We start from the raw sequence: 21,173 nt of genomic DNA on the forward strand, positions 1-21,173 counted from the left end.
ACACCGATGGCCGCCGGTGCGACGCTGTGATCATGAGCCGTATCGAAGCCGCGCCCCACGAGGGTCGCGCAGCCGGACGCGACCTCACCGACCGGCTGCTCGCGGGACTGCCCGCCGAGGCCGTCCTGACCGACCCGGACGTCACCGTCTCCTACGCCAACGACATGGCGAGCTTCTGCCCGGCCGGCACGCCCGCCGTGGTGGTCCTGCCGCGCACCGTCGAACAGGTCCAGCACGTCATGCGCACCGCCACCGAGCTGCGCGTCCCGGTCGTCCCGCAGGGCGCCCGCACCGGCCTGTCCGGCGCGGCCAACGCCTCCGACGGCTGCATCGTGCTGTCCCTGACCAAGATGGACCGGATCATCGAGATCAACCCGGTCGACCGCGTCGCCGTGGTCGAACCCGGCGTCGTCAACGCCACCCTCTCCCGCGCGGTGGCCGAACACGGCCTCGCCTACCCTCCCGACCCGTCCAGCTGGGAGATGTGCACCATCGGCGGCAACATCGGCACCGCCTCCGGCGGGCTGTGCTGCGTGAAGTACGGGGTGACGGCCGAGTACGTCCTCGGCCTCGACGTCGTGCTCGCCGACGGGCGGCTCATGTCCACCGGCCGCCGCACCGCCAAGGGCGTCGCCGGGTACGACCTGACCCGGCTGTTCGTCGGCTCCGAGGGCTCCCTCGGCATCGTCGTGCGCGCGATCCTGGCCCTCAAGCCGCAGCCGCCCCGGCAGCTCGTGCTGGCCGCCGAGTTCGCGTCGGCGGCCGCGGCCTGCGACGCCGTGTGCCGGATCATGGCCGGCGGGCACGTCCCGTCACTCCTCGAACTGATGGACCGTACAACCGTCAAGGCCGTCAACGACATGGCGCGCATGGGCCTCCCGGAGACCACCGAGGCCCTGCTCCTCGCCGCCTTCGACACCCCCGACCCCGCCGCCGACCTCGCCGCCGTCGGCGCGCTGTGCGAGGCCGCCGGCGCCACCCAGGTGGTGCCGGCCGAGGACACCGCCGAATCGGAACTGCTGCTGCAGGCCCGTCGGCTGTCGCTCACCGCGCTGGAGGCCGTCAAGGGCACGACGATGATCGACGACGTGTGCGTGCCCCGCTCCCGGCTCGGCGACATGCTCGACGGCGTCGAGCGCATCGCCGAGAAGTACGGCCTGACCATCGGGCTCTGCGCGCACGCGGGCGACGGCAACACCCACCCCACCGTGTGCTTCGACGCGCAGGACCCCGACGAGTCCCGGCGCGCCCGCGAGTCCTTCGACGAGATCATGGCCCTCGGCCTGGAACTCGGCGGCACCATCACCGGCGAACACGGCGTCGGCGTCCTGAAGAAGGAGTGGCTCGCCCGGGAGATCGGCCCGGTGGGCCTGGAGATGCAGCGGGCGGTCAAGCAGGTCTTCGACCCGCTGGGCATCCTCAACCCGGGCAAGCTGTTCTGACCCGCCCCGGATCACTGGGCGAGCAGCTCGGCGAGATCGTCGTCGATCCCCAGCTGCTCGCCCTCCGTGCCCGGGGGCACCACCCGCAACGTCCGCTCCAGCCACGCCGACACCTGCGCCGCCGGGGCCTCCAGCAGGGCGTCCCCGTCGGGTGAGGTCAGCGCCATCAGCACGACGCTGCGCCCCTCCGCCTTCGTCGGCCACACCCGCACATCACCGTGCCCGCACGGCCGGAACACCCCCTCCACCAGCAGCTCCCGGGCGAACGTCCAGTGCACCGGGTACTCGGAGTCGATGTGGAAGGCGATGTGGACGGCGTACGGGTCGTCGGTGCGGTAGCTCAGCCGGGCCGGGACGGGGACGCCGCGCTCGGGGGACAGGACGAGCCGCAGCTCCAGTTCGCGCTCCACGACGGTGTACATGGCGTTTCCTCTCTCATGCCGCACTGCTTCGGTACGGGGTGAGAGCGGGAAGCTGCTCGACCATTACGCGGGTTCGCGGAACTTTTTCCGCGTGGCGGTGGTGCCGTCCGTGCCGCCGGGGTAGCACAAGCGTGCTCGAAAGGGGCGGGTACGGCGGGACAGGCGATGCGGGTTGCGCCCGTCTGATAGATGTGGAGGCCCCCATCACACCCCCGAGCAGATACGGGACGACGGACATGAGCGCCCCAACCCCGGCCCCCGGCGACGACAGGCCCCGCGAAGGGTATTACCCGGACCCCTCCATCCCCGGATATGTCCGGTACTGGAACGGTGCCGCGTGGGTACCGGGCACCAGCCGTCCGGCACCGGCCGACGGCGAACCGCTCGCCCCGCCGCCCGGGGTGCGCCCGGCGCAGCCCTCCGTCGAGGAGACCGGCCCGCACTTCTTCGACGAGGACCCGCTCGACGAACCCGCCCCGCAGGAACCGGCGTCCGCGTGGGGCGCCGACCGCGCCCACCAGTCCGGCTTCGGCGGCGACCAGGACCGCAGGGTCTCCTGGGGCACGCCCGACGCCGCCGACCCTCGCGCGGCCCACCAGCCCGCCGACCGGACGGCCACGCCGGACCCCGGCGGCACATTCGTCTTCCGCCGCCCGACGCCGGCCGACGGGGGAGCGGAGCCCGACCCCACCGGGGGCACGGGCCAGGGCGGAGCGCCCGGGCAGGGCGCGGGTGCGGCGGGCCAGGGTGCGGTGCCGGGGCAGGGCCCTGGTGCGGCGGGCCAGGGCGCTGGTGCGGCGGGGCAAGGTGCTGCGTCAAGCCATGGCGCCGGCGCGGGCTTCGGGCCGGTCATGGCGTCGGGTGCCGCCGGTTCCGGCGCTGCGGGCTCCGGTGCGGCGGGTCATGGCGGTGCGGGTTCGGGTGCCGCAGGCTCCGGTGCGGCCGGTCCCGGCGCTGCGGGCTCCGCTGCGGCCGGTTCCGGCGCCGCGGGTTACGGCGGCGCGGGCTCAAGTCCCGCGGGCGCCAGTGCGTCCGGCCCCGGTGCCGCCGGCCCGCACGCGGCCGGCCCCGGTGCCGCAACCCCCGGTGACGCGGGCTCCCACGCCGACGCCCGCGCAGGGGCCCGCAGGGACGACGGCACCATGACCTTCCGTGCCGTGGGCGGCCCCCGCGCGGCCGCGTCCGGTACGGCGGCCGCCGCTCCGGCGAGCGCCGCCGACCCCGCCTCCGGCGCCCCCGGCTTCGGCGCCGGGAAGGCCGCCGCCGCCCGCGCCGCGACGGCCCAGGCAGCGCAGGCGGCTCAGGCGGCTCAGGCCGCGTCGGTCCCCTCGGCGCAGGCGGCCTCCGCACCTCCCGCCCAGGCCGGTTCCGCCGGACCCCAGCAGCAACCCGCCGGCGCCGGCTTCCCGCCGCGTGCCGCGCAGGTGCCCCAGCAGGCCGCCGCCCCCACCCCGGTGACGTCCGGCCCCGGCGGCGGGCAGTCCTCCTGGGCGCAGCAGGTCCACCAGCTCGCCGGAGGCGCGGGCGGCGCGGGCGGCGACGACCAGCCGGTCGCCCCGTGGAAGCCCCCGGTCGAGGACCCCTTCCAGGCGGCGGCGCGGCGTCAGGCGGCGGCCCGCCCGGCCGGGTTCGGCAAGCGGCTGGCGGCGCGGCTGATCGACACGGTCGTGGTCGCGGGCGTCACCGCGGTGGCCGCCGTGCCCCTCGGCGGGAAGGCGCTGGACCACGTCCAGGGCAAGGTCGACCAGGCCAAGCTGTCCGGCGAGACGGTGACGGTGTGGCTGCTGGACGGCACGACGTCGGCGTACCTGGGCATCGTGGTGGCCGTCCTCCTGGTGGCCGGTGTCCTCTACGAGGCGCTGCCGACCGCCAAGTGGGGCCGCACCCTGGGCAAGCGGCTGCTCGGCTTGGAGGTCCGCGACATCGAGGCGCACGAGCCGCCGTCCTTCGGCGCCGCGCTGCGCCGCTGGCTGGTCTACAGCGTGCCGGGACTGCTCTGCATCGGTCTGGTCGGCGTGCTGTGGTGCCTGTTCGACAAGCCGTGGCGCCAGTGCTGGCACGACAAGGCGGCGCGTACGTTCGTGGCGGCGGACTGACCGTCCCCCGGGGACGCGCTCGCGGTAGGGGGTAGCCCGGACGGCCGTCCGGAGGATGCGCCGCCGGGGCCTTCGGGGTCCACTCGGGCCATGACCACCGAACCGCCCCCCGGCTCCGGCGACCGGCCCCCGGAAGACGACCCGTTCAGAAAGCAGCCCCCGTCCGGCGCGGGCTCGGGCTCGCCGTACGACACCCCGCCCGGCGGCGGCACCCCGCCCGGCGGTGGCGGCCCGTACGGCGGCCCCCCGCCGCCCCCGTACGGAGGCGGTGGTCCGTACGGCGGCTACGGCGGTCACGAGGACCCGCTCGCGGGCATGCCCCCGCTCGCCGACAGCGCCAAGCGCACCCTCGCCCGGATCATCGACATGATCCTGGTGGGCGCGGTCGTCGTGCTGCTCAGCTGGGCCTTCGGGGTGGGCGAGTACGACCTGGCGGGCGACGACATCGACACGGCGGCGTCCTTCGGCCAGTCCACGATCGCGGCCGTCCTCTACATCGCGTACGACACCCTCATGATCTCCAGGTCGGGTCAGACGCTCGGCAAGAAATGGCTGAAGATGCGCGTCGCCAACCTGGACAACGGAGCCACGCCCTCCGTCCAGACCGCGCTGATCCGCGCGGCTGTGCTGTGGCTGCCGTTCGCCTTCTGCTGCGCCTGCATCTGGACGGCGATCTCGGGCGGCTGGAGCTACTTCGACAAGCCCTACAAGCAGGGCCTGCACGACAAGGCGGCCAAGACGGTGGTGGTCGCCACCGACTGACCGGTGCCTCAGTTGTCGTTGACCGACGCGGCCGCGACCGGCTCCTGTGCGGCGGCCCGCGCCACGGGGGAGGCCGGCGCGGTCCGCGGGGTCCTCGCCGGGACCGTCAGGGCGACCAGCAGCCCCAGGACGAGTGCCCCGACGGCGATGAGTGAGATCCCGACGACCGAACTCGTCTGCGACAGCAGCAGCATGGCGAGCGTCGAGAGGATCACGGTGCAGGAACCGTAGGCGAGCTGTGCGGCGGTCGGACGACGCATGGCAATCGTGTCCTCGGAGAATGGGGGTCTCCCCCCGTGCCTCTCGCCGTGGGGGAGGTGCGGACAGGCATATGTGTTCGTCAATCTATTCGGCTGCATGCCCGAGTGGAGCGATGAGTAAGCGTGAGATGACCAACAGTGCCGGAGCACGGGGGGCGCATCGAGTCATGTCGGGCCAACTCCCGCCTGTTCGCTGAGCGGAAGCGGAACACCGCATAATGCAGTTGACCTGAGCAAGTCAAGACCTGTCTTTTCTGCTCAACCTCTAGTCCAATGTCGTCACTTGACTACACGCGTTGATCACGCGCGCGCGGACATCCACGACCCAGGACCCTTCCCTCCGCGCGCCCGGACGCGGGGGAGGACCTCAAGTGACCAGCAGACCCTGGACGTTCAGAGCGGCCGCGACCGCGGTCGCGTTCGCGGCGGCCACCGCCACCGTCTCCACCTACACCGTGGCCCAGGCCGACCCGGCCCGCCCCGGCAAGCCCGCCGCCGTCGACCGGCAGGACCCGGCGTCCGTCAAGGCCAACGAGGAGCACGACCTCGAAGGCCCGCTCAGCAAGACCCGGGAAGCCCAGCGCGAAGAGGCCCTGAAGCAGGTCATATCCGGCAAGGCCGAGATACAGAAGCGCGACGGCTCCAGCGTCGTCGAGCTGGCCGGCCGCAAGGGCGAGAGCAAGTACGTCGAGCTGGGCCGGGAGAAGACCGACAAGATCTTCACCATCCTGGTCGAGTTCGGCGACAAGACCGACCCCCGCTACGGCGGCACCCCCGGCCCGCTGCACAACCAGATCGCGGCGCCGGACCGCACCAAGGACAACAGCACGGCCTGGCAGTCGGACTACGACCGCGAGCACTTCCAGGACCTGTACTTCGGTGACGGCACCGACTCGATGAAGACCTACTACGAGAAGCAGTCCTCGGGCCGCTACTCGATCGAGGGCGAGGTCGCCGACTGGGTCAAGGTCCCGTACAACGAGGCCCGTTACGGCTCCAACAAGTGCGACCCCGACAACTGCGCCTGGTACGCGGTGCAGGACGGCGTCACCGCCTGGGTCGAGCAGCAGAAGGCCGCCGGCAGGACCGACGCCGAGATCAAGGCCAAGCTCGCCGAGTACGACCAGTGGGACCGCTACGACTTCGACGCCGACGGCGACTTCAACGAGCGCGACGGCTACATCGACCACTTCCAGATCGTGCACGCCGGCGAGGACGAGTCCGCGGGCGGCGGCGCGCAGGGCGAGGACGCGATCTGGGCGCACCGCTGGTACGCGTTCGGCACCGACCAGGGCGCCACCGGCCCCGACTTCAACAAGCTCGGCGGCACCCAGATCGGTGACTCCGGCATCTGGGTCGGCGACTACACCATCCAGCCGGAGAACGGCGGACTCGGCGTCTTCGCCCACGAGTACGGCCACGACCTCGGTCTGCCGGACCACTACGACACCCAGGGCGGCGAGAACTCCACCGGCTACTGGACCCTGATGTCCTCCGGCTCCTGGCTCGGCCGGGGCCAGGGCACCATCGGCGACCTGCCCGGCGACATGACCGCCTGGGACAAGCTCCAGCTGGGCTGGCTGGACTTCGACAAGGCGAAGGCGGCCACCAAGTCCAAGCACAAGCTGGGCCTCGCCGAGTACAACACCAAGAACGCCCAGGCCCTCGTGGTCGAACTGCCGAAGAAGGCGGTCACCACCGAGATCGTCACCCCGGCCCAGGGCGCCAGCCAGTGGTGGAGCGGCAGCGCCAACAACCTGAAGAACACGCTGACCCGCTCCGTCGACCTCACCGGCAAGACCTCCGCCGCCCTCACCTTCGACGGCTGGTACGAGATCGAGTCCGGCTACGACTTCCTGTACGCGGAGGTCTCCACGGACGGCGGCGCCAACTGGACCGCCCTCGACGGCACGGTGGACGGCAACCCGGTCCCGCGTGACGGCAGCGACAAGCCCGCCCTGACCGGCACGGTCGACGGCCACAAGAAGCTGGCGTACTCCCTCGACGCCTACGCGGGCAAGAAGATCGACGTGCGCTTCCGCTACACCACCGACGGCGGTCTGGCGATGAAGGGCTTCACGGCCGACAACATCTCCGTCGTCGCCGACGGCACCGCGCTGTTCGCCGACAACGCCGAGTCCGAGGACGCGGCTTGGAAGAAGACCGGGTTCGACCGGGTCGGCGCCTCCTTCACCAAGGACTACGCGCAGTACTACATCGCCGAGAACCGGCAGTACGTGTCGTACGACAAGACCCTGAGGACCGGCCCGTACAACTTCGGGTTCGCGAGCCGGCCGGACTGGGTCGAGCACTTCCCGTACCAGAACGGTCTGCTCGTCTGGAAGTGGGACACCAGCCAGACCAACAACAACACCAGCGAGCACCCGGGTGTCGGTCTGCTGCTCCCGGTGGACTCCCACCCGAAGCCGCTGAAGTGGTCCGACGGCAGCCTGATGCGCAACCGCATCCAGGCCTACGACTCGCCGTTCAGCCTGTACCGCACGGACGCCATCACGCTGCACAAGGCGGACGCCGCGACCCGGATCCCGTCGTCGAAGGGCGTGCCGGTCTTCAACGACCACACGAACAGCTACTACGACGAGTCCACCCCGACCGCGGGCGTGAAGATCACTGACACCAACACCAAGATCAAGATCGTCAAGGAGGCCAAGAACGGCTCCACGATCTCGGTCGAGGTCGGCCCCGCGGTGAAGTAGTCGGTATTTCCCCAGGTCAGACGCGTATCGGCGGTAACCCCTTGGCGGGTTGCCGCCGATCGTGTTCAGATGCGTCCTGTGGTTCTCTTATTGACACACGCTGACACGGGGATGTGACCGCATGGCCGCAGGGGGTTTCTGCAAGCTGCCGAACGGGACGGTGGTGGTGGCTCTGAACCTGCCCAGCCCCGCGGACGGCTACGGCTGCGTCCGGGTACTCGTCCACGCCCAGAACCGGGCGCGCGCCCTGACCAGGCTGCGCAACCTGGGTCTGCGCGCGGTCTACCTGCGGGGCAACGCGGCGCCGCCGAGCCCGGACGAGATCACGGCGGTCCTGCACCACCCCGACGGCCTCATATGGCGGACGGCCCCCGGCAACGATGTCGCGATCATGGAGCTGTGGCACCCGATCCGCGCCCTGCTGCGCCGGCCGACGGCACCGGCGTAGCGCCGCGGGGCCTATCCCGGGTTGCCGGAGACGACCGGCTTGCCGGTCAGCTCCACGCCCGCCTCGCGCAGCTCCTCCAGGGCCCGCTCGGTGGTCTCCTGGGCCACTCCGGCGGTGAGGTCCAGGAGGACCTGCGTGCGGAAGCCCTCGCGGGCCGCGTCCAGCGCGGTCGCCCGCACGCAGTGGTCCGTCGCGATGCCGACCACGTCGACCTCGTCGATCTCCCGCTCGCGCAGCCACCGGGCGAGCGGCACCCCGTTCTCGTCGGTCCCCTCGAACCCGCTGTACGCGGCCGAGTACGCGCCCTTGTCGAACACGGCGTCGATGGCCCCGGAGGCGACCGCGGGCGCGAAGTTCGGGTGGAAGCCGACGCCCTCCGTGCCCGCGACGCAGTGCGCGGGCCAGGAGTGGACGAAGTCGGGGTCGTCGGCGAAGTGGCCGCCGGGCGCGATGTGGTGATCGCGGGTCGCCACCACATGCCGGTACCCGGCGGGTGCCTGGCCGATCAGCTCGGTGATCGCGGCGGCCACGTCGGCCCCTCCGGCCACCGCGAGGCTGCCTCCCTCGCAGAAGTCGTTCTGCACGTCTACGACGATCAAGGCGCGGCGCATGGTCGGTGTCCTTCGGCTATGGGGCTCGGCGTCCACAGGATGAACTTCCGAGCCTAGAGACTTCGGTTGCCGTGTGGGAGGGGGCATCGGGGGCGTACGGGCGGCCTTCGTTCAGGTGCCCGACTCGTCGTGCAGGTATTCGGTCGGAAGCACGGGTTCCCCGCGGGAGAGCTGGGTCGCGGACATCGGCAGACCGGCTCGTGCGGCCGTGTGGCGCTCGCGCGGGGCGTCCAGTGGCTCCCGTGCGACCACCTGACCGCCCTTGACCAGCTCCACGAGCAGCTGCCGGTCGGCCAGCTCCTCGGGAACCGGCCCGGTGCCGATCACCTCGGCCTCGGCGACACCGTACGAGTCCAGCCGCCGGGCGGCCCACTTGCGTCCCCCGATGGAGGTCTTGCCGCCGGTGGACCGCTTCGCCACCGGCACCAGCGGCGCCCCCGGGTCGGCCGACTCGGCGCGGGCGACCAGCTTGTAGACCATGGACGCCGTCGGATACCCGGAGCCGGTCACCAGCTGGGTGCCGACGCCGTACGCGTCCACCGGCGCCGCCGCCAGCGAGGCGATGGCGTACTCGTCGAGGTCCGACGTCACGATGATCTTCGTGCCGGTGGCGCCCAGCTCGTCCAGTTGCTGCCGCACCCGGTGCGCGACCAGCAGCAGGTCGCCGGAGTCGATGCGCACGGCGCCCAGCTCGGGACCGGCGACCTCCACCGCCGTACGGACGGCCTCGGCGACGTCGTAGGTGTCCACCAGCAGGGTCGTCCCGCGGCCCATGGAGTCCACCTGGGCCTGGAAGGCGTCGCGCTCGCGGTCGTGGAGCAGGGTGAAGGCGTGCGCGGAGGTGCCGACGGTCGGGATGCCGTAGCGGAAGCCGGCCGCCAGGTCGGAGGTGGAGGCGAAGCCGCCGACGTACGCGGCGCGCGCGGCGGCGACCGCGGACAGCTCGTGGGTGCGGCGGGCGCCCATCTCGATCAGCGGGCGGCCCCCGGCGGCCGAGGTCATCCGGGAGGCGGCCGCGGCGATCGCCGAGTCGTGGTTGAGGATGGAGAGGATCACGGTCTCCAGCAGCACACACTCGGCGAAACTGCCCTCGACCCGCAGGATCGGCGAGCCCGGGAAGTACACCTCGCCCTCGGGGTAGCCCCAGATGTCGCCGCTGAAGCGGTAGCCGGAGAGCCACTCGAGGGTGTCCTCGCCGACGATGCCGCGCTCCCGCAGGAAGCCGAGGACGGCGTCGTCGAACCGGAAGTTCTCGACGGCGTCCAGTACCCGTCCGGTGCCCGCGACCACGCCGTAACGGCGTCCGTCGGGCAGCCGCCGGGTGAAGACCTCGAACACGCTCCGCCGCTCCGCCGTGCCCGCACGCAGGGCGGCCTGGAGCATCGTCAGCTCGTACTGGTCCGTGAAGAGCGCCGTCGAGGGAACTTCCACCGGCAGGCCAAGGTCTGCTGTGTTCATGCCCACGCATGCTACTCCTATTTCGTCAGTGTGACGATTTCTGGAGGGCGTGGCAGCATGGTCATGTGACGTCAGCCGCTCCCATCGAGATCGAACGCACCGAATCGGCGGAAGAGGTTTCCGCCGTTCCCGAGCCGGACGTCCCCTGGGTCACGATCGTCCACAACGACCCGGTCAATCTCATGAGCTATGTGACGTACGTCTTCCAGACGTACTTCGGCTATCCCAAGGACAAGGCCACCAAGCTCATGCTCGACGTCCACCACAAGGGCCGGGCGGTCGTCTCCAGCGGCAGCCGCGAGGAGATGGAACGCGACGTGCAGGCCATGCACGGCTACGGTCTGTGGGCCACCCTCCAGCAGGACCGCAAGTAGCCGGTCGGAAGTAGCGAATCGCCTCCATGTCAGGAACCTTCGAACCGCTCCCCGGCGGCGGCGCGGCCGTCGCCCTCGACGACGTCGAGATCTCCATCATCCGCTCGCTGGCCGTCCAGCTGCTGGAGCTCATCGGGCCCGGCCCCGCCGAGGACGCCCCGGCCGACCCGCTCGCCGAGCTGTTCGCCGACGGTCCGACGGAGCCGCCCTCCGACCCGGTCCTGCGGCGCCTCTTCCCGGACGCCTACAGCGACCCGGAGGGCACGCCCGGGCCGCGCGAGGCCGAGGAGCGCAAGGCGTACTCCGCCGAGTTCCGCCGCTACACCGAGAACGACCTGCGGGCCGGCAAGCGCGAGAACGCCCTCGCGGTGATCCGCTCCCTGGACGCGCTGTCGCCGGCCGGTGACGGCGGGGCGGTGCTGAAGCTGTCCCCGCAGGAGTCCCGGCAGTGGCTCGGCGCCCTCAACGACCTGCGGCTCGCCATCGGCTCCCGGCTGGAGATCACCGACGAGGACGACAGCGATCTGCTGTACCGGCTGCCGGACGAGGACCCGCGCAAGCCGATGGTGATGGCGTATCTGTGGCTGGGCGGTCTGCAGGAGACGCTCGTCGCGACCCTGATGCCCTGATTCGCACCAAGAAGTGTTCGCTCAGCGGACGCTCAAATCCGGATAACGATCCTGTCACCTATGTAGCGGCCTATGCGCCGCTACATTGCTTTTTGTCCGCTTCTCCCTGTGGTGTGCGCCACACAGGGCAGGGGCGATCATTGTTGCGGCCGTGATAAATCTTCACGACCGCCCGGCGAACACCACCCATGTGCGCCGGGTGCGCCACCGAGCCGACGACCGTCGGCCAGGCACGAGCGGGCTCGCGAATCCCGCTCAGCTCCATCAATCCGGGGGGATCGTGACCCGATCCGAGGCCGAAGAAAGGCCCGGGTCGGTATGGAGAAAGGCGCACCACACATGACCTCTGTGCAGGTCGACAACGAGAACACCACCTCGGAAGAGGGGTACGAGCGGGGCCTCGGCAGCCGGCAGATCCAGATGATCGCCATCGGCGGCGCCATCGGCACCGGTCTCTTCCTCGGCGCGGGCAAGGGCATCTCGAAGGCCGGGCCCAGCCTCATCCTGGCGTACGCCGTCGCCGGCCTCGTCATCTTCTTCATCATGCGGGCGCTCGGCGAACTGCTGATGTACCGCCCCGTGTCCGGTTCCTTCTCGGAGTACGCGCGCGAGTTCATCGGCCCCTTCGCGGGCTTCGTGACGGGCTGGACGTACTGGCTGTTCTGGGTCGTCACCGGCATCACCGAGGTCACCGCCGCCGCTGCCTACATGCAGTACTGGTGGGACATCCCGCAATGGGTCTCGGCGCTGATCTTCACGATCGTCCTGTACGGCGCCAACCTGATCTCCGTGAAGCTCTTCGGTGAGCTGGAGTTCTGGTTCTCGATGGTCAAGGTCACCGCGATCATCGGCATGATCCTGATCTGCCTCGGCATCCTGACGCTCGGCTTCTCGGACGCCGGCGACACCGCCTCGGTCACCCACCTGTGGAGCGACGGCGGCTTCTTCCCGCACGGTGTCGGCGAGTCCCTGATGACCCTCCAGATGGTCATGTTCGCCTTCCTCGCCGTCGAGCTGGTCGGTGTCACCGCGGGCGAGTCCAAGGACCCGAAGACCGTGCTGCCCAAGGCGATCAACACCGTGCCGTGGCGTATCGCCGTCTTCTACGTCGGCGCGCTGATCATGATCCTGTCGGTCGTGCCGTGGACCCACTTCCAGCCGGGCGTGAGCCCCTTCGTGGCCGCCTTCGAGAAGATGGGCCTGGCCGCGGGCGCGGGCATCGTCAACTTCGTCGTCCTCACCGCCGCCCTGTCGTCCTGCAACTCCGGCATGTACTCCACCGGCCGGATGCTGCGCGACCTGGCGCTCAACCACCAGGGCCCGAAGGTCTTCACCAAGCTGACCGCCAACGGCCTGCCGCTGATCGGCACCACGTTCTCGGCCGCGCTGATGATGGTCGGCGTCTGGATCAACTACCAGTGGCCGGGCAAGGCGTTCGACTACGTCGTCTCCTTCGCCACGATCTCCGGCATGTGGGCCTGGATCATGATCCTGATCTCCCAGATCCGCTACCGCGCCAAGGCGGACCGCGGCGAACTGCCCCGCTCCGAGTTCCGCGCGCCGGGCGCCCCGTTCACCAGCTGGTTCGCGCTCGCCTTCATCGCCATGGTGATCGTGTTCATGGGTATCGACAAGGACGCCCGGATCTCGCTTTACTGTGCGCCGCTGTGGGCCGTGATCCTCGGCGTCTCCTACTGGCTGCTCAAGCGCCGCAACCCGGAGGCGGCGGCCTTCCGCAAGCGCTGACCCTCCCCAGGACGCCCAGCCGCAGGGAGTACTCGTGGCACCCCCTGCGGCTGCCGCTCAGGGCGTCCGGCATATGGGCCGTTCCGTACCAACCCTCGGTACGGAACGGCCCTTCTGCTTATCCTGACGGACATGCTGACCATCACCCAGGCCCTGTACGACCAGATCGTCGCCCACGCGCGCAAGGACCACCCCGACGAGGCGTGCGGCGTGGTGGCGGGCCCGGCGGGCTCGGACCGCCCCGAGCGCTTCATCCCCATGCTGAACGCGGCGATGTCGCCCACCTTCTACGAGTTCGACTCGGGCGACCTGCTCAAGCTCTACCGCGAGATGGACGACCGCGACGAGGAGCCGGTCGTCATCTACCACTCCCACACCGCGACCGAGGCCCACCCCTCGCGCACCGACATCTCCTACGCCAACGAGCCCGGCGCCCACTACGTCCTGGTTTCCACCGCCGACACCGACGGACTGGGCGAGTTCCAGTTCCGCTCCTTCCGGATCGTCGACGGCGAGGTCACGGAGGAAGAGGTCAAGGTCGTGGAGGCGTACTGACCCGCACCGGCGGGCCCTGACCGCAGTTCGGGCAGAATTCATCCAGTATCTGAGATCACATTCCAGGAACCGGACCGGGAATCGATACGATGAGCCCATGGTTCTCCTCGACGTGAGCGACAAGGCGCCGGGCACGCTGCTCGTGGCGCGGCTGCACGTCGACCTGTGCAGGCTGAGCAGCGCCATCTGTTGACACCGCGCTGCCGCCGTACGGCCGTGTGTGCCGCGGCGCGCGCGTTCTCCGCGCGCCCATCGACCAGAGCGACCAGAGACCCTCAACCCTCCCGACAGGAGCCCCCTGCCATGGCCATCGAGGTCCGCATCCCCACCATCCTCCGCACGTACACCGACGGTCAGAAGGCGGTGGAGGGCAGCGGCGACACCCTCGCCGACCTGTTTGCCGACCTCGAGACCCGGCACGCGGGCATCCAGGCCCGGATCGTGGACGGCGACCAGCTCCGCCGGTTCGTCAACGTCTACCTGAACGACGAGGACGTCCGCTTCCTGGACGGCATCAACACCAAGCTCGCCGACGGCGACAACGTCACGATCCTGCCGGCCGTGGCCGGCGGCATGGCCTGAGGCCCCGCCACCGATGCGTTACGACTCCCCGCTGGCCGCGGTGGGCAACACCCCCCTGGTGCGCCTGCCGCGGCTCTCGCCGTCCGCCGACGTCCGGATCTGGGCCAAGCTCGAGGACCGCAACCCGACCGGCTCGGTCAAGGACCGCCCCGCCCTGCACATGATCGAGCAGGCGGAGAAGGACGGCCGGCTGACCCCGGGCTGCACCATCCTGGAGCCCACCTCCGGCAACACCGGCATCTCCCTCGCCATGGCCGCCAAGCTCAAGGGCTACCGCATGGTGTGCGTGATGCCCGAGAACACCTCCCAGGAACGCCGGGACCTGCTCGGCATGTGGGGCGCCGAGATCATCTCGTCGCCCGCCGCGGGCGGCTCCAACACCGCCGTACGGGTCGCCAAGGAACTGGCCGCCGAGCACCCCGACTGGGTGATGCTCTACCAGTACGGCAATCCGGACAACGCGGGCGCGCACTACGCCACCACCGGGCCTGAGATCCTGGCGGACCTCCCCTCGATCACCCACTTCGTCGCCGGCCTCGGCACCACCGGCACCCTCATGGGCGTCGGCCGCTACCTGCGCGAGCACAAGCCGGACGTCAGGATCGTCGCCGCCGAGCCGCGCTACGACGACCTGGTGTACGGCCTGCGCAACCTCGACGAGGGCTTCGTCCCCGAGCTGTACGACGCCTCCGTGCTGACCAGCCGCTTCTCCGTCGGCTCGGCCGACGCGGTCACCCGCACCCGGGAACTGCTCCAGCAGGAGGGCATCTTCGCGGGCGTCTCCACCGGCGCCGCCCTGCACGCCGCGATCGGCGTGGGCAGGAAGGCGGTCAAGGCCGGCGAGAGCGCGGACATCGTCTTCATCGTGGCCGACGGCGGCTGGAAGTACCTGTCGACGGGCGTGTACACGGCGGCGACCACGGAAGAAGCGATCGAGACGCTGCAAGGCCAGCTCTGGGCATAGGCGACGCCGCTCAGGGGAGGGGCGCGCGGAACCGCGCGAAGGCCCCCCACCGGCCCGCCTCAGCCGAAGGACGACCTACCCGGCGAGGTGACGGACCTGGTCCCACAGGACCGGGTCCACAACCCCCACCCGCCGCCGGAAGTCCCCGACGGACACCTCACGCAGCTCGTCCGTCTCCAGGAAGCTCGCCCGCCCCCGGGTATCTCCGACGGAACCCGGCGGCAGCGGAATCACGCCCGCCCGCTCGTCGCGGTACTTGCTGGTGATCTTCGCCACGGTGGCCCGCCGCCCCCGCACCGACAGCACCAGACAGGGCCGGTCCTTGGCCCCCGGCCCGTCCTCGAAGGGCACATCGGCCCACCAGATCTCCGCCGGCCGCGGCCGGACCGAGTCCGAGCGGCCCGGTGGCCGCGTCCTGCGCCCCCGCGGACGCCGCACACCCCAGCCGTCGACGAGCGCGGCGACGAGCGCGAGCAGTACGACCGCGGCGAGCGCCAGCCACCAGGACGTGTCCATACCGACGACGTTACCGGCGCGCGTTCACACCCGCGCGCCCTCCGCCGCGCCGTCCGCGCCCCACGTCCAGCCGAACCGGTGACAGCACAGGTGAGTTCGCCCACAACGGCGACTGCCGGAGGAGCGACCAGCCGTTTTGCGCCTTACGCTCGACGGACCGCACGACCCCCGTCTCTCACCATCCGCCAGCGGAGGTTTCTGCTTCATGAAGCTCACCGTCGTCGGCTGCTCGGGGTCGTTCCCGTCCGCGGAATCGGCCTGCTCGAGCTACCTCGTCGAGGCCGACGGCTTCCGGCTGCTCCTCGACATGGGCAACGGCGCCCTGGGCGAGCTGCAGCGCCACTGCGGTCTCTACGACCTCGACGCGATCTTCCTCAGCCATCTGCACGCCGACCACTGCATCGACATGTGCGCCTACTTCGTGGCGCGCTACTACCGGCACGAGGGCGGACGCTGCGCCCCGCTCCCCGTCTTCGGCCCCGAGGGCACGGAACACCGCCTCACCACCGCGTACGCCGACACCCCGTCCGCCTCGTCGATGAGCGAGGTCTTCGACTTCCACACGGTGAAGCCGTCCACCTTCGAGATCGGCCCGTTCACCGTGCACACCGAACGCGTGGCGCACCCCGTGGAGGCGTACGCCATCCGCATCGAGCACGGCGGCCGCTCCCTGACCTACTCCGGCGACACCGGCGTGACCCCGGTACTGGACGAACTCGCCCGGGACACCGACCTGTTCCTGTGCGAGGCGGCGTTCACGCACGGCAAGGAGAGCATCCCCGACCTGCACCTCAACGGCCGCGAGGCGGGCGAGACGGCGACCCGGGCAGGCGCCCGCCGCCTGGTCCTCACCCACATCCCCCCGTGGACCGACCCCCAGGTCAACCTGACCGACGCGCGCGCGGTGTACGCCGGGCCGGCGGAGCTGGCGGTGTCCGGGAGGACGTACGAGATCTAGGTCGTACGAGATCCAGGGCGTACGGGATCCAGGGCGGTACGTACGCGCAGGCCCCCGGAGCGGTGATGCTCCGGGGGCCTTCGGCGTGTGTGGCGGGGGCCGGGGCTACTTGGCCTCGGCCTTCTGCAGTTCCGCCAGCTCCTCGTCGGACTCGCGGCCCGGCGTCGGCAGGTTGAACTTGGTGATCGCGAAGCGGAAGACCACGTAGTAGACCGCCGCGAAGCACAGGCCGACCAGGGCCAGGCCCCACGGGTTGCTCGCGATGCCCAGGTTGAGCAGGAAGTCGATCGCGCCGGCCGAGAAGCCGAAGCCGTCCTTCATGCCGAGCGCCCAGGTCAGCGCCAGCGAGACACCGGTGAGCACCGCGTGGATGGCGTACAGCACCGGCGCGATGAACATGAAGGTGAACTCGATCGGCTCGGTGACACCGGTGACGAACGAGGTCAGCGCGAGGGAGAACATCATGCCGCCGACGACCTTGCGGCGCTCGGGGCGGGCGCAGTGCACGATCGCGAGGCAGGCCGCCGGGAGGGCGAACATCATGATCGGGAAGAAGCCGGTCATGAACTGGCCGGCGGTCGGGTCACCGGCGAGGAAGCGCGCGATGTCGCCGTTCTTGCCCTCGTACTCGCCCGCCTGGAGCCAGGGGAAGGAGTTGAGCAGGTGGTGCATGCCGACCGGGATCAGCGCACGGTTGGCGACACCGAAGATGCCCGCGCCGACGGCGCCGGAGCCGACCAGCCACTCGCCGAAGTTGTGCAGACCCGCGCCGAGGACCGGCCAGATGTAGCCGAAGACGACACCGATGATCAGACCGGCGAAGGCCGAGAGGATCGGGACCAGGCGGCGGCCGCCGAAGAAGCCCGCCCAGTCGGGCAGCTTGGTGCGGTGGAAGCGCTGGTAGAGCAGCGCGACCACGAGACCCATGACGACACCGCCGAGGACGCCGGCGTTGACCGCCTTCTCCACCATGACGACCTTGCCGTCGACGGCCGTCTCGACCTTCGGCTGGTTCGGGTCGGTGAAGGTGCCGAGCACCCGCTGGAAGACCAGGTAGCCGGTGACCGCGGCGAGCGCGGTCGAGCCGTCCGACTTCTTCGCGAAGCCGATCGCGATGCCCACCGCGAACAGCAGCGCCATGTTGTCGAGGATCGCGTTGCCGCCCGCGGCCATGAAACCGGCGATCTTCGTCAGGAAGGCGGGGAACTCGGGGCGTCCCAGCATGTCGTCGTTGCCGAGGCGCACCAGCAGGGCGGCGGCGGGCAGGACGGCCACCGGCAGCATCAGGCTCCGGCCGATGCGCTGCAGGACAGCCATCACGCCGGAACCCTTCTTCTTCTGGGCCGCGGGGGCGGCGCTGGCCGTGGACACAACTTCCTCCAGAGGGCATGGCGCCGCCCGGGGACAATGGAAGGGGACGGCGGCGTCCAGAACAGGTCTACACCACCAGTGGTGTAGACCTGTTGTAGCACGATGAAGGACGGATGAGGAACCCGCGATTCCTGCTACGAAGCCGCTACCGGCGGTGTGCGGAAGTCAGACCTTCGTGACGTCCTCGACCTCCTCTTCCGGCTCCCGGCCGGGGGTCTTCAGATCGAATTTCGTGATCGCGAAACGGAAGACCGCGTAATACACGACCGCGAACGCCAGCCCGATCGGAATGATCAGCCACGGTTTCGTCGCCAGGTTCCAGTTGATGACGTAGTCGATGAGACCCGCGGAGAACGTGAACCCGTCGTGCACGCCCAGCCCCCACGTCACCGCCATCGAGACGCCGGTGAGCACCGCGTGGACCGCGTACAGCACCGGCGCGATGAACATGAACGAGTACTCCAGCGGCTCGGTGATGCCGGTCACGAAGGACGTCAGCGCCACCGACACCATCATCCCGGAGATCTCCTTGCGGCGGTCCGGCCGCGCGCAGTGCGCGATCGCGAGCGCCGCGGCCGGCAGCGCGAACATCATGATCGGGAAGAAGCCCGAGGTGAACTGGCCGGCACTCGGGTCGCCCGCGAGGAACATGTTGATGTCGCCGTGCACCTCCTCGCCGTCCGGCGTGGTGTACGTGCCGAACTGGAACCAGATGGGCACGTTCAGGAACTGGTGCAGGCCGATCACCAGCAGGGCGCGGTTGGCGACACCGAAGACACCGGCGCCCCAGGCGCCCAGGTCGCTCAGCCAGTCGCTGAAACCCTCCAGGCCCCGGCCGATCGGCGGCCACACCCACAGGCACAGCACGGCGAACGCGATCGCCACGAACGCCATGATGATCGGCACCAGCCGCCGGCCGTTGAAGAAGCCGAGCCAGTCCACCAGCCTGGTGCGGTGGAAACGGGCCCAGAAGTAGGCGGAGAGCAGGCCCAGGACGATGCCGCCGAAGACGCCGGGGTTCTCGTAGGTGAACGCCTCCACCGTCCCGTCGGCCGCCTGGCAGCCGAGTTCCACCGCCACCGCGCCGTCCCCGCAGTCCTCCGGGAACTGCCGCAGCACGTTGTAGTAGACGAGGAAGCCGGCCACGGCGGCGAGCGCGGTCGACCCGTCCGCCTTCTTCGCCATGCCGATGGCCACGCCGATACAGAACAGCAGCGGCAGCCCGAGCGAGCCGTCCAGCAGGGCGCCGCCGGCGCCGTCCATCACCTTGGCCACATCGGTCCAGCCGAGCCCCTCGTCCCCGAACACGTCCGGCTGTCCCAGCCGGTTGAGGATGCCCGCGGCCGGCAGGACGGCGATCGGCAACTGGAGGCTGCGGCCCATCTTCTGCAGGCCCTGGAACAGGGAACTCCACCGGGCCCGGGCAGGACTCGCGGCATCGGCACTCATGAGTGTCCCTCCGGGCGGTTTGGCGACCGTCTGTCAGGTGGTGTAGACCAGTCATGGACGATTGTGTTGCCGTGACGTCATCCTGCGATCCATACGGTTGAAACGCTCGCGAAGCTGGGCCGACTGTGGGTTACTGCGACAAAGCGGCATATGCGGCACACATCCAGTCGGATCAGGTCCTGTCGGATCAGGGAGAAAGAACATGGCCAGCAAGGCTGAGAAGATCGTTGCCGGACTCGGTGGCATCGACAACATCGAGGAGATCGAAGGCTGCATCACCCGCCTGCGGGTCGAGGTCGGCGACGGCTCGCTGGTCGACGAGGCGGCTCTGAAGAGCGCGGGCGCCCACGGCGTCGTCAAGATGGGCACCGCCATCCAGGTCGTCATCGGCACCGACGCCGACCCGATCGCCGCGGAGATCGAAGACCTCATGTGAGCCCGGCTCACCGACGCCAGGGGCCCTCCCACGCCCGGGAAGGGCCCCTTCCGTATGCGGCTAGGCTCGCCCCATGTCTCGAATCGACGGCCGTACCCCCGAACAACTCCGCCCGGTCACCATCGAACGCGGCTGGAGCAAGCACGCCGAGGGCTCCGTCCTCGTCTCCTTCGGCGCCACGAAGGTCCTCTGCACCGCCTCCTTCACCGAAGGCGTCCCGCGCTGGCGCAAGGGCAGCGGCGAGGGCTGGGTCACCGCGGAGTACGCCATGCTGCCCCGCTCCACCAACACCCGCGGCGACCGCGAGTCCGTCAAGGGCAAGATCGGCGGCCGCACCCACGAGATCTCCCGCCTCATCGGCCGCTCCCTGCGCGCCGTCATCGACTACAAGGCGCTCGGCGAGAACACCATCGTCCTGGACTGCGACGTCCTCCAGGCCGACGGCGGCACCCGCACGGCAGCCATCACCGGCGCGTACGTCGCCCTCGCCGACGCCGTCTCCTGGGCCCGGGGCCGGAAGCTGGTCAAGCCGGGCCGCCAGCCGCTGACCGGCACCGTCTCGGCCGTCTCCGTCGGCATCGTCGGCGGCGTCCCGCTCCTCGACCTCTGCTACGAGGAGGACGTGCGCGCCGACACCGACATGAACGTCGTCTGCACCGGCGACGGCCGCTTCGTCGAGGTCCAGGGCACCGCCGAGGCCGAGCCCTTCGCCCGCGACGAACTCAACGCCCTGCTCGACCTGGCGGTCGCCGGATGCGGCGAACTGGCGGCGGCGCAGCGCGCGGCGCTTGATACGGTCGACGAAAAGTAAAGGACGCACAAAGAGCGGCGGTCGGCGCGGGCAACCGCACCGCCCGCCGCCGCGTCTTGAGAGGTACGGGCGCACGGCATCGACTCCGTGCGCCCGGCCAGTTCGGGCCCCGCGGGCCTGCGTCAGGGAGGGAACGAAACATGGCCGTGAGCCGTCGCCGTCGTAGCCGTACCGTCATAGCCGCCACCGTGGCTGCCGTCGGACTGACGCTCGGCCTCACCACCGGCTGCGACGCCGTCAGCAAGGCACTCGACTGCGTCGAGACCGCCGACGCCGTCGCCGACGCCGTGACCGACCTCCAGCAGGCCGTGGACAACGCGGCCGACGACCCCGCGAAGACCCAGGAAGCCATCGACGCCGTCGGGGACAGCCTCAACAAGATCGACAGCGAGACGGGCGACGCCGACCTCGACAAGGCCACCGCGGACCTCCGGCGCGCCCTGACCGACGTCACCACCGCCGTCGAGAACGGCGACGCCACCCCCGACATCAGCGGCGTCACCGACGCGGCCGGCGAACTGACCAAGGTCTGCACCTCGTAGGCCCACGGCTCACGGGGACCGGAA

23 protein-coding genes are annotated in these 21,173 nt (G+C 70.4%); 16 read left to right on the top strand and 7 right to left on the bottom strand.

Annotation, left to right across the window (positions count from 1 at the left end; all coding sequences use genetic code 11):
- Positions 1-26 precede the first annotated feature (26 nt).
- Positions 27-1,442, top strand: coding sequence for an FAD-binding oxidoreductase (locus tag AMK31_RS00515; RefSeq protein ID WP_073938256.1), 1,416 nt, complete (start codon positions 27-29; stop codon positions 1,440-1,442).
- A gap of 11 nt (positions 1,443-1,453) precedes the next feature.
- Here AMK31_RS00515 and AMK31_RS00520 read toward each other — a convergent pair whose 3' ends face one another.
- Positions 1,454-1,864, bottom strand: coding sequence for an SsgA family sporulation/cell division regulator (locus tag AMK31_RS00520; RefSeq protein WP_073938257.1), 411 nt, complete (start codon positions 1,862-1,864; stop codon positions 1,454-1,456).
- Between the two features lie 236 nt (positions 1,865-2,100).
- Here AMK31_RS00520 and AMK31_RS00525 point away from each other — a divergent pair, with 236 nt between their 5' ends.
- Both AMK31_RS00525 and AMK31_RS00530 read left to right on the top strand, forming a co-directional pair.
- Positions 2,101-3,960: an RDD family protein gene (locus AMK31_RS00525; RefSeq protein WP_073938258.1), complete on the top strand. Its 1,860-nt coding sequence runs from the start codon at positions 2,101-2,103 to the stop codon at positions 3,958-3,960.
- 90 nt (positions 3,961-4,050) lie between these two features.
- On the top strand, positions 4,051-4,722 hold the full coding sequence (locus AMK31_RS00530) for an RDD family protein (RefSeq protein ID WP_073938259.1): 672 nt from the start codon (positions 4,051-4,053) through the stop codon (positions 4,720-4,722).
- 8 nt (positions 4,723-4,730) lie between these two features.
- Here AMK31_RS00530 and AMK31_RS00535 read toward each other — a convergent pair whose 3' ends face one another.
- Positions 4,731-4,982: a hypothetical protein gene (locus tag AMK31_RS00535; protein ID WP_073938260.1), complete on the bottom strand. Its 252-nt coding sequence runs from the start codon at positions 4,980-4,982 to the stop codon at positions 4,731-4,733.
- A gap of 371 nt (positions 4,983-5,353) precedes the next feature.
- Here AMK31_RS00535 and AMK31_RS00540 point away from each other — a divergent pair, with 371 nt between their 5' ends.
- Together AMK31_RS00540 and AMK31_RS00545 are read left to right on the top strand one after the other, a co-directional pair.
- Complete coding sequence (locus AMK31_RS00540; protein WP_073938261.1) at positions 5,354-7,699, top strand: immune inhibitor A domain-containing protein; 2,346 nt, start codon at positions 5,354-5,356, stop codon at positions 7,697-7,699.
- 121 nt (positions 7,700-7,820) lie between these two features.
- Complete coding sequence (locus AMK31_RS00545; RefSeq protein WP_073938262.1) at positions 7,821-8,147, top strand: hypothetical protein; 327 nt, start codon at positions 7,821-7,823, stop codon at positions 8,145-8,147.
- Between the two features lie 11 nt (positions 8,148-8,158).
- On the opposite strand, the gene AMK31_RS00550 is transcribed toward AMK31_RS00545, so the two are convergent.
- The gene (locus AMK31_RS00550; RefSeq protein ID WP_073938263.1) at positions 8,159-8,758 is read right to left on the bottom strand and encodes a nicotinamidase; all 600 of its coding nucleotides are present in this window, start codon (positions 8,756-8,758) and stop codon (positions 8,159-8,161) included.
- A 111-nt stretch (positions 8,759-8,869) separates the two neighbouring features.
- Positions 8,870-10,216 carry a nicotinate phosphoribosyltransferase gene (locus AMK31_RS00555; protein ID WP_073938915.1) on the bottom strand — a complete coding sequence of 449 codons (1,347 nt, stop codon included), beginning with the start codon at positions 10,214-10,216 and terminating at the stop codon, positions 8,870-8,872.
- Positions 10,217-10,224: 8 nt separating this feature from the next.
- Between AMK31_RS00555 and clpS the strand changes: the two genes are divergently transcribed.
- The 7 genes from clpS (at position 10,225) to AMK31_RS00585 (ending at position 15,066) form a co-directional block, all read left to right on the top strand.
- Entirely contained in the window at positions 10,225-10,590 is a 366-nt protein-coding gene (clpS, locus tag AMK31_RS00560; RefSeq protein WP_073938264.1) for an ATP-dependent Clp protease adapter ClpS, read from the top strand.
- Between the two features lie 26 nt (positions 10,591-10,616).
- A complete protein-coding gene (locus AMK31_RS00565) occupies positions 10,617-11,219 on the top strand; it encodes a DUF2017 domain-containing protein (RefSeq protein WP_073938265.1) in 603 nt (200 codons plus the stop codon).
- Positions 11,220-11,558: 339 nt separating this feature from the next.
- Entirely contained in the window at positions 11,559-12,965 is a 1,407-nt protein-coding gene (locus tag AMK31_RS00570; protein ID WP_073938266.1) for an amino acid permease, read from the top strand.
- Between the two features lie 132 nt (positions 12,966-13,097).
- Positions 13,098-13,520, top strand: a complete 423-nt coding sequence (locus AMK31_RS00575) for a Mov34/MPN/PAD-1 family protein (protein ID WP_073938267.1) — start codon at positions 13,098-13,100, stop codon at positions 13,518-13,520.
- Between the two features lie 97 nt (positions 13,521-13,617).
- Positions 13,618-13,713: a putative leader peptide gene (locus AMK31_RS42270; RefSeq protein WP_019056721.1), complete on the top strand. Its 96-nt coding sequence runs from the start codon at positions 13,618-13,620 to the stop codon at positions 13,711-13,713.
- A 110-nt stretch (positions 13,714-13,823) separates the two neighbouring features.
- On the top strand, positions 13,824-14,102 hold the full coding sequence (locus tag AMK31_RS00580; RefSeq protein WP_073938268.1) for a MoaD/ThiS family protein: 279 nt from the start codon (positions 13,824-13,826) through the stop codon (positions 14,100-14,102).
- A 13-nt stretch (positions 14,103-14,115) separates the two neighbouring features.
- Positions 14,116-15,066 (top strand): PLP-dependent cysteine synthase family protein, encoded by a 951-nt coding sequence (locus AMK31_RS00585; RefSeq protein WP_073938269.1) that lies wholly within the window; start codon positions 14,116-14,118, stop codon positions 15,064-15,066.
- Positions 15,067-15,141: 75 nt separating this feature from the next.
- Here AMK31_RS00585 and AMK31_RS00590 read toward each other — a convergent pair whose 3' ends face one another.
- Positions 15,142-15,582 (bottom strand): type II toxin-antitoxin system PemK/MazF family toxin, encoded by a 441-nt coding sequence (locus tag AMK31_RS00590; RefSeq protein WP_073938270.1) that lies wholly within the window; start codon positions 15,580-15,582, stop codon positions 15,142-15,144.
- A gap of 205 nt (positions 15,583-15,787) precedes the next feature.
- Here AMK31_RS00590 and AMK31_RS00595 point away from each other — a divergent pair, with 205 nt between their 5' ends.
- Positions 15,788-16,540: an MBL fold metallo-hydrolase gene (locus tag AMK31_RS00595; protein WP_073938271.1), complete on the top strand. Its 753-nt coding sequence runs from the start codon at positions 15,788-15,790 to the stop codon at positions 16,538-16,540.
- A 105-nt stretch (positions 16,541-16,645) separates the two neighbouring features.
- Here AMK31_RS00595 and AMK31_RS00600 read toward each other — a convergent pair whose 3' ends face one another.
- Positions 16,646-17,911, bottom strand: coding sequence for a PTS transporter subunit EIIC (locus AMK31_RS00600; RefSeq protein ID WP_073938272.1), 1,266 nt, complete (start codon positions 17,909-17,911; stop codon positions 16,646-16,648).
- Positions 17,912-18,076: 165 nt separating this feature from the next.
- Positions 18,077-19,360: a PTS transporter subunit EIIC gene (locus AMK31_RS00605; RefSeq protein ID WP_073938273.1), complete on the bottom strand. Its 1,284-nt coding sequence runs from the start codon at positions 19,358-19,360 to the stop codon at positions 18,077-18,079.
- 202 nt (positions 19,361-19,562) lie between these two features.
- Between AMK31_RS00605 and AMK31_RS00610 the strand changes: the two genes are divergently transcribed.
- From AMK31_RS00610 to AMK31_RS00620, 3 genes are all read left to right on the top strand, one after another.
- Positions 19,563-19,796, top strand: coding sequence for a glucose PTS transporter subunit EIIB (locus tag AMK31_RS00610; protein WP_073938274.1), 234 nt, complete (start codon positions 19,563-19,565; stop codon positions 19,794-19,796).
- 73 nt (positions 19,797-19,869) lie between these two features.
- Positions 19,870-20,607 carry a ribonuclease PH gene (rph, locus tag AMK31_RS00615; protein ID WP_073938275.1) on the top strand — a complete coding sequence of 246 codons (738 nt, stop codon included), beginning with the start codon at positions 19,870-19,872 and terminating at the stop codon, positions 20,605-20,607.
- Positions 20,608-20,747: 140 nt separating this feature from the next.
- Positions 20,748-21,149, top strand: a complete 402-nt coding sequence (locus AMK31_RS00620; protein WP_073938276.1) for a hypothetical protein — start codon at positions 20,748-20,750, stop codon at positions 21,147-21,149.
- The last annotated feature ends 24 nt before the right edge of the window (positions 21,150-21,173 follow it).

The sequence above is a fragment of the Streptomyces sp. TSRI0107 genome, assembly GCF_001905845.1.
GTDB lineage: Bacteria > Actinomycetota > Actinomycetes > Streptomycetales > Streptomycetaceae > Streptomyces.